General features: G+C 49.0%; 6 protein-coding genes and 1 pseudogene. 5 read left to right on the top strand and 2 right to left on the bottom strand.

Annotated elements, in window-relative coordinates; translation table 11 throughout:
• The first annotated feature begins 288 nt into the window (after positions 1 to 288).
• Genes leuC through AB7D94_RS15180 form a run of 5 tightly spaced genes read left to right on the top strand, consistent with a single transcriptional unit; the run spans position 289 to position 4,651 of the window.
• Entirely contained in the window at positions 289 to 1,548 is a 1,260-nt protein-coding gene (gene leuC, locus AB7D94_RS15200) for a 3-isopropylmalate dehydratase large subunit (RefSeq protein WP_420266824.1), read from the top strand.
• Complete coding sequence (locus AB7D94_RS15195; RefSeq protein ID WP_420266823.1) at positions 1,545 to 2,042, top strand: RidA family protein; 498 nt, start codon at positions 1,545 to 1,547, stop codon at positions 2,040 to 2,042. Before leuC ends, AB7D94_RS15195 begins: the two co-directional genes overlap by 4 nt.
• Positions 2,027 to 3,337, top strand: a complete 1,311-nt coding sequence (gene der, locus AB7D94_RS15190) for a ribosome biogenesis GTPase Der (protein ID WP_420266822.1) — start codon at positions 2,027 to 2,029, stop codon at positions 3,335 to 3,337. Before AB7D94_RS15195 ends, der begins: the two co-directional genes overlap by 16 nt.
• A 16-nt stretch (positions 3,338 to 3,353) precedes the next feature.
• Complete coding sequence (locus AB7D94_RS15185; RefSeq protein ID WP_420266821.1) at positions 3,354 to 3,713, top strand: DsrE family protein; 360 nt, start codon at positions 3,354 to 3,356, stop codon at positions 3,711 to 3,713.
• Entirely contained in the window at positions 3,710 to 4,651 is a 942-nt protein-coding gene (locus tag AB7D94_RS15180; protein WP_420266820.1) for a S66 peptidase family protein, read from the top strand. Before AB7D94_RS15185 ends, AB7D94_RS15180 begins: the two co-directional genes overlap by 4 nt.
• 656 nt (positions 4,652 to 5,307) lie before the next feature.
• Here AB7D94_RS15180 and AB7D94_RS15175 read toward each other — a convergent pair.
• A complete protein-coding gene (locus AB7D94_RS15175; protein WP_420266825.1) occupies positions 5,308 to 7,506 on the bottom strand; it encodes an InlB B-repeat-containing protein in 2,199 nt (732 codons plus the stop codon).
• A 66-nt stretch (positions 7,507 to 7,572) separates the two neighbouring features.
• A pseudogene (locus tag AB7D94_RS15170) lies at positions 7,573 to 7,794 on the bottom strand (InlB B-repeat-containing protein); the annotation flags it as partial.
• Positions 7,795 to 7,883: the final 89 nt, after the last annotated feature.

The following is a 7,883-nucleotide window of genomic DNA, read 5'->3' as shown; positions in this document are numbered from 1 at the left end:
CATCTGGCAAACCTTAGTCCCATGAATTGTAATTATTCTTGATACCCCACACCTCTGCGGCAGACTCATCCCCACCTCAAAAAAAAAAGGGGGGGGGGCTGCTTTACTATTGTGACACAGTCTGCAAGCCGGAATGACGGAAAGGGACAAGGATGACAATAAACTAAGCAACTACAGCTTACTTATGATAGAGAACAAATTTACCGTGCTGCAATGTCATGCCCCAGTGACATTTCACAATGCCGTCTGCTATAATACCCCGATGTTCCAAACACGGAGGTGTGGCCTATGACTATTACAGAGAAGATACTGGCGGCGGCTGCCGACAAGAAATTCGTCGCTCCAGGCGAGTTGATAGACGCGGGGGTTTCTCTCGTCCTCGCAAACGACATAACCGCCCCGATTGCAATAACTGAATTCAAAAAAATAGGCGCCAAAGGCGTGTTCGACAAAAATAAGATCGCCCTCATCCCCGACCATTTTGTCCCCCAGAAGGACATCAAGGCGGCAGAGCAGTGTAAGGTGCTAAAGGAATTCGCACGGCAACATGAGCTGTCACTGTATTTTGAGGTGGGAAGAATGGGTGTGGAACATGCCCTGCTGCCAGAACAAGGGCTTGTCCTGCCCGGTGATTGCATAATCGGCGCGGACAGCCACACATGCACTTACGGCGCGCTTGGCGCGTTTTCAACCGGCGTAGGCTCAACCGACGCGGCCGCGGCTATGGCAACAGGGCGCTGCTGGTTTAAAGTCCCCGAATCAATGAAATTCATATACCACGGCAAATTAAATAAATGGGTGGGAGGCAAAGACCTCATCCTCCACACGATAGGTGATATCGGCGTTGACGGGGCGCTCTACATGGCGATGGAATTTACAGGAGAGGCAATTGCCTCCCTGCCAATGTATGGCCGCCTCACCATGTGTAACATGGCTATCGAGGCCGGCGGTAAAAGCGGCATCATCGTCCCGGATGACATCACAAAGGAATATGTCAGTGGCAGGGCCAAAAGGCCTTACAAGTTTTATGACTCGGACAAGGACTCACGTTACGCGGATGTGCGTGAGTATGACTGCTCAAAGATAGGGCCAACGGTGGCCTGTCCACACCTGCCGTCAAACACACGCCCTGCTAAGGAGCTGTCAGCAATATCAATTGACCAGGTGGTGGTGGGGTCATGCACTAACGGCCGTCTTGAAGACCTCAGAGAGGCCGCCGCCGTTATAAAGGGCCGCAAGGTAAACTCAAACGTCAGAATGATAGTAATACCGGCGACTCAGGAGATTTATAAGAACGCTATGGCGGAGGGCCTGCTTGAGACATTCATAGACGCCGAGGCCGTCGTGTCAACCCCTACGTGCGGCCCGTGTCTTGGCGGATATATGGGCATTTTGGCCGAGGGCGAAAGGGCATTGGCCACCACAAACAGGAACTTCGTCGGCAGAATGGGACACACAGGCTCAGAGGTTTACCTCGCAAATCCCGCCGTGGCGGCCGCAACCGCCGTGCTTGGCAGAATCGGGACGCCTGAGGAACTTGGCCTTTGAGCGCTGTAAGTCCTTTAAATATAGAAGAACATCTAAAGGCAAAGGGAATTGAGCTGCCCACTGTCCCTCAGCCGCTTGGCGCGTATGTACCGGCGGTTATCGTCGGGAATTTATTGTTTCTCAGTGGGATGCTGCCGTTGAGAGACGGCAAGCTCATCAGAACAGGCAAGGCGGGGGTTGATATTACGTTGCAGCAGCTCAAAGAAGACGCCGCGCAGGTTGTGCTAAACGCGCTTGCGGTAGTTAAGGCGGCTATCGGCGATCTTAATCGTATAGTGCGATGTGTAAAGCTCACGGGCTATGTGGCCAGTACCGTGGATTTTTACGAGCAACCACAGGGTATTAACGGGGCATCGGAACTGCTCTTTGAACTCATGGGCGAGCGTGGGCGGCACTGCCGCAGCGCGGTTGGCGTAAGCGTGCTGCCCCTGAACAGCCCCATTGAGATAGACTTCATTTTTGAAATAGACAAGGACTTATGTCCAGACCGATAGTCGTAATTGTTGGCAGACAAAATGTGGGGAAATCAACCCTCTTTAACCGAATCACCGGTGGCAGAAAGGCCATAGTCAAAGACGAACCCGGCGTTACCAGAGACAGGATTTATGGAGAGGGGCAGTGGGAAGGACATTCCTTTATCGCTATTGACACGGGAGGTTTTTTAACCGGCTCAGATGACGAACTTATCGCCGATGTGAGAAGGCACGCCCTTATGGGTATAGACGAGGCCGATGTCGTGATTCAGCTCTTTGACAGCAAAGATGGACTGACCCCGGGCGACCTTGAGCTTGCCTCCCTCATCAGAAAATACAACAAGGAATGCCTCTGGGTAGTGAACAAGATAGATAACCAGAAGGCTGAGCAGCGAATGTCTGATTTTTATAGTTTGGGAGGCGTGGTGCTTGCGGTATCGGCAGAGGGTGGGCTTGGATTTGATGAGCTGATGGACGAGGTGGTAAGCCGTTTCAAACAGGGCAGCCACAGCGATACCCTCACCTCAGAGCTTCCCAAAATAGCTATCGTAGGCCGCCCTAACGTGGGGAAATCAACGCTGGTTAACACCCTGCTTGGAAAAGAGAAGATGCTCGTCAGCCCTATGAGCGGCACAACACGGGACTCTGTTGACAGCATATGCACGTACTACGGGAAGAAATACCTGCTCATAGATACCGCCGGAATAAGAAAAAAGCCGAATGTTGTTGAAGACCTTGAGAGGTTTTCTGTGGTGCGCGCCATAAGAAGCATTGAGCGGGCAGACGTGGTGGTGTTTTTGATAGACGCCACAGAGGGAATAGTCGAGCAGGACAAGAAGATTGTGAGCCTTATTGACCGCAGTGGGAAGGGCCTCATTTTGGCCATAAACAAGTGGGACGCCATAGAGGCCCCCGACGAGAGATACCGCCAGTTCATGGACTCAGTGGAGCAGGAGTTTGCTTTCTCATACTATGCCCCTATGATTACTATATCGGGACTGATGAAAAAGAGGATTACGAAGATTTTCCCAATGGTCAGCGAGATAGTCAAAGAGAGAAAAAAGCGCATAACCACAGGCGTGCTAAACAGATACGTAGAGATGCTCAATAAACAGTTGCCAGAGTACAAGGGCAAGCAGACAAAGGTGTTTTATATATCTCAGGTGGCGATAGAACCGCCCCAGTTCGCGGTGTTTTTAAACTATCCCGATGCCATAAAGGCCAACCACATGAGATATATCGAAAAACTGATAAGACAGGGATATCCGTTTAATGGTACGCCCATACGGGTGTATATAAAAAAGAGAAACCGGTGAGACAGGGAGTTCAATCATGGGTAAGCTGCTAAAGGTTCTGTTTCATGTCAACGAGGTGGAGAAGTGGGACACGGCGTTGGGTAACATTACAAATCTGATAAAAGATGTAGGGCAGGGTGGGGCGGAGATAAAGGTCGTTGCAAATGGCCCGTCGGTGGCCGCTTTCAGCGATTCCTCGCGGCTTCAGGCGATGAGCGCCCTTGCTGACGAGGGGGCAGTGTTTTTGGCCTGCCGCAATTCATTAAAAAAAATGTGTTCAGGCGTGGATGTGTGCCTCACTGAGGAAGCCCTCCCGCCGTTTATTAAGGTAGTCCCGGCTGGAATAACCGAGATAGTAAGGAGCCAAAGCGAAGGCTTTGCGTACGTAAAGCCATGACCAAGCCATTGCTGCCGGAAAGGCTGAGGCCCGGAGATACGATAGGGCTTGTCTCCCCCTCTGACCCGGTTACAGGGAAACTCCATCTTGAGGAGTTAGAAAAAGGGATAAAGTTCTTAAAGAACATGGGGTTTAACGTCGAGGCGGGGAAAAACATATGCTCTGCTGACCCGTGGGCCAGGGCAATGGACATAAATGAGTTTTTTGTTAATAAAAAAATAACCGCCATCATCTGCACACAGGGCGGCGACAGCGCTCAACACCTCCTTCCTTATCTCAAATGGGACGACATCGCCGAAAACCCTAAGATATTCATGGGACTGAGCGACGCAACTGTAACACTAAACGCCATTCATAAGAAGACCTCGCTGGTGGTGTTTCACGGCAGCGATGTCAGGTACTGTTTCGGCAAGTATCCCATGCTTGAGGTGGCCTCGCCTACCGATTATGGGAAAAAGGAATTTCTTGACAGGCTGGTTAACCGTAAAATAGGCGAGATTCGCAAGGCGCGGCAGCGTAAGACAATAAGGGGTGGGAAGGCCGAGGGACGCCTTGTCGGTGGAAACATTCGCTGCCTGTTAAAAGTCATGAAAACTGAGTACTGCCCTGATTTTCAGGACGCTATATTAATCCTTGAGGCCCTTCGCATAACCGAAGACCAGTGCGTGGCCTATTTTAATGAATTAAAATCTCATGGCGTTTTCAATACGATTAAGGGCGTTGTCGTGGGCTTCGTATACAGTATGCAGGTGGAGTTCCCTGATGAGCCGCAAATGGAGGATATCCTCTGTGAATTCACAGACATGTATGGTTTTCCAATTCTAAAGGTCAACGATTTTGGGCATAACACGCCAAACGCGGTGCTTCCAATTGGCGTTGTCGCGGGGATAGACGCAGATGAGAAGAAGTTCTCAATACTTGAGCAGTGTGTCAGGTAATAAGGGGCTTATCCGGCGCGATAAATTTGTTCTCCATCATAAGTAAGCGGTAGTCGCTTAGGTTGTTGCCATCCTTGTCCCTTCCCGTCATTCCGGCTTGCAGACTGCGTCACAATTACTTTTTACAAAAAAAGTCAAAACATGTAAAACACATAGTTATATGTCTATCACTGCATTGACATTTCGACCTATGACTTTTTTCTAATACCTAAATGAGGTCAAAGATTTCATATTCTTTAGTCTGTCATTCCTGCGAAAGCAGGAATCCAGTAGTTTTAAGCATGGAACAACTTAATAATAAATGAAAGCGCCGATGAATAATGCAACTTATTGAAGAATATCATCACACAGTGGAACGGTGTTCCTGGATTCCTGCTTTCGCAGGAATGACAGACTTACTTATATTACTCATTGTCCACAACTTGGGATAACTTTTCGACAATAATTACCGACAATGCAATACGAATTATTCTGCGCAATTATGACACCGTCTGTTGTCCAGAATCGTCCCTTAAATGGTTGTTTTATGATGATTTTGCCTATTCTGGGTTATAACCATGCCGCCCACCTCCCTGATAATAAAGCGAATGGCGGCCACTAAGCCGCCATTGCCAATCAATTCAACTGTATTCAGGACTTATACTACGCGCTTATTCTTACTTCCAGTTTACCCCTAAGGCATACCAGTTGCCATTGTAATAAACATACATATTTCCATCTGTAAAGGCCACAAGGGCAGCGCCGTTGGTGAACCATTGGACGTAATATGTGGCGGAATTGTTTGTTCCTGTAAGAATGCCTCCCGATGTTGTCCCAAACCATGAAGCATATTGACTATATATCGTGTTAATCATCGTGTTTGCCGCAGTGGCATTGTTCCACACTACCCCTAAGGCGTACCAAGTGCCGTTGTAATAAGTATACATAGTTCCATCTGTCCATGCCACAAGGGCAGCGCCGTTGGTAAACCATTGAACGTAGTATGTGGCTGAACCGGATGTTCCCGTAACTATGCTTCCAGATTTAGTTCCAAAGAACGAGGCATACTGATTATAGATTGCGGTAATTTCCGCAGAGGCAGCGTTGTAGTCCGATGACCCTCCTGACGATGTAAATGTTGCCGTTACGCTTTTAGCCGCCGACATCGCAACGGTGCAGGTAGCACCGCTTGATGAACCACACCCCGACCAACTCGAAAAAGTAGAACCAGAAGAGGCCGCCGCCGTAAGCGTTACTGATGTGCCCGATGTGTATGATGCAGTGCCAGTGTTCCCGCTCCAGCTTAGAGTTCCGCTTGACGCTGTTACGGTGCCTGAACCAGTGCCGGACTTCGTTACGCTCAGAGTATATGATGATCCTGATGATGTAAACACTGCCGATAAAGAGTGACTCCATTGCATTATGGTGGTACATTGAGAACCACTTGTGATAACACAGTCACCATCTGGAGAACCTGACCAAGACGTAAAAGTAGATCCAGAATCCGCCGTTGCCGTTAGTGTTACAGATGTGCCCATCGCATATGATGCCGAACAGGTTGATCCGCAACTTATCCCTGAGGGGCTGCTTGTTACAGCTCCTGAACCAGTGCCGGATTTCGTTACGCTCAGGGTTTCTTGAAACCCTTGATTAATTGACGCAAAAGTTGGATCAACCTCTCTATCTCCTGACATATTGAAGATGCATTTATAATAATCGGTTGTTTGAGGACAACCGATCCAGTCCATTAAATAAGAACCGGACGAGGGCGTTGCTGTTAGTGTTACAGATGTGCCCATCGCATATGATGCCGAACAGGTTGATCCGCAACTTATCCCTGAGGGGCTGCTTGTTACAGTGCCTGAACCCGCTCCGCCGAAGGAATATTTGTTTACGGTCAGTGTATAAGTATTTGGATTTGGGGTAGGCGTTGGTGTTGGCGAAGGCGACGGTGACGATGCTGCCGCGGTAAGCGTTACTGATGTGCCCGATGTGTATGACGCAGTGCCGGTGTTGCCACCCCAGCTTAGAGTTCCGCTTGACGCTGTTACGGTGCCTGAACCAGTTCCGGATTTTGTTACTGTCAGGGTATATGAAGAAGGGGGCGATGCCGTAAACGTTGCAGCTACCGTACAATTAGCCGTTATAGCATTTGTCGTATATGTGGTACCAACCAATGTGCCACCACAAGAACCACCTACTGAGGCCGTATATCCAGATGTCGGTGTTACAGTAAAGCTGGTTGTGCTGCCGGAGTTTACAGTCTGTGGCGTTGACGGGCTTATAGTCCCGTTAGCTCCTGCCGATGGTGTTACTGTATAAGTGACCACGTTGGCCGTAAATGTTGCGTAAACTTGTTTAGCCGCCGACATTGCAACAGTACAGGTAGAACCGTTTGTCGTATCACATCCGTTCCAGCTTGAAAAAGTAGAACCGGAGTTTGCCGCTGCCGTAAGCGTTACCGATGTGCCTGATGTGTATGACGAAGAACATGTTGAGCCGCAGCTTATCCCACCGTCGCTGCTTGTAACCGTTCCAGAACCAGTGCCGGATTTCGTTACGCTCAGGGTATATGATGATGGTGAACCTGTCGGCCAAGCCGTCCAAGTGCCGCTTCCGGATAAAGAATAACCATCCGTGCCATAAAGATAAACCTCTTCGTCAGCTGACCACGTACCGGTTATTGACGAACTGTTGACAAAAGTGCCAGAAACGTTAATTTGATAAGAATTTTTGTTTGAAGTAGTCCATGTATTATGAGTCGAAAAAGTTCCATTTGTTGGGGATATAGCTGAAAACGTAGTGTAAAAAGAGTCTGATTCGTCGCCCCAAAACCACCCTGTAACTGTTGCATTTATCTGGAGTCCATTAATCACACCAGCCGAGGTTACTGTAAAAGTATTGCCTTGACTTGTTGTCCAAGATGTTGCCGTTGTAAAAGTTGCCTTTACGCTTTTATCGGCCGTCATAGTAACGGTACAGGTAGAACCGCTTGTTGAATCACACCCGCTCCAAGATTGTAAAATTGAACCGGAATCAACTGCCGCCGTCAGCGTTACTGATTTTCCATATGTGTATGAGGCCGAACATGTTGAGCCGCAACTTATCCCAGACGGACTGCTTGTCACAGTACCTGATCCATCACCGGACTTTGATACGCTCAATGTATATAATGTGGACGCTGAGGCAAACGTTGCTGTTACGTAAGCGTCAAGAAAACCCCATCTTTACAGTGGGGGTAGCAGATGTCATA

This window comes from Candidatus Magnetominusculus dajiuhuensis, from assembly GCF_046044395.1.
Lineage (GTDB): Bacteria > Nitrospirota > Thermodesulfovibrionia > Thermodesulfovibrionales > Magnetobacteriaceae > Magnetominusculus > Magnetominusculus dajiuhuensis.
Note: the sequence above shows the minus strand (reverse complement) of the source record. Positions and strands in the feature narration are given on the sequence as shown.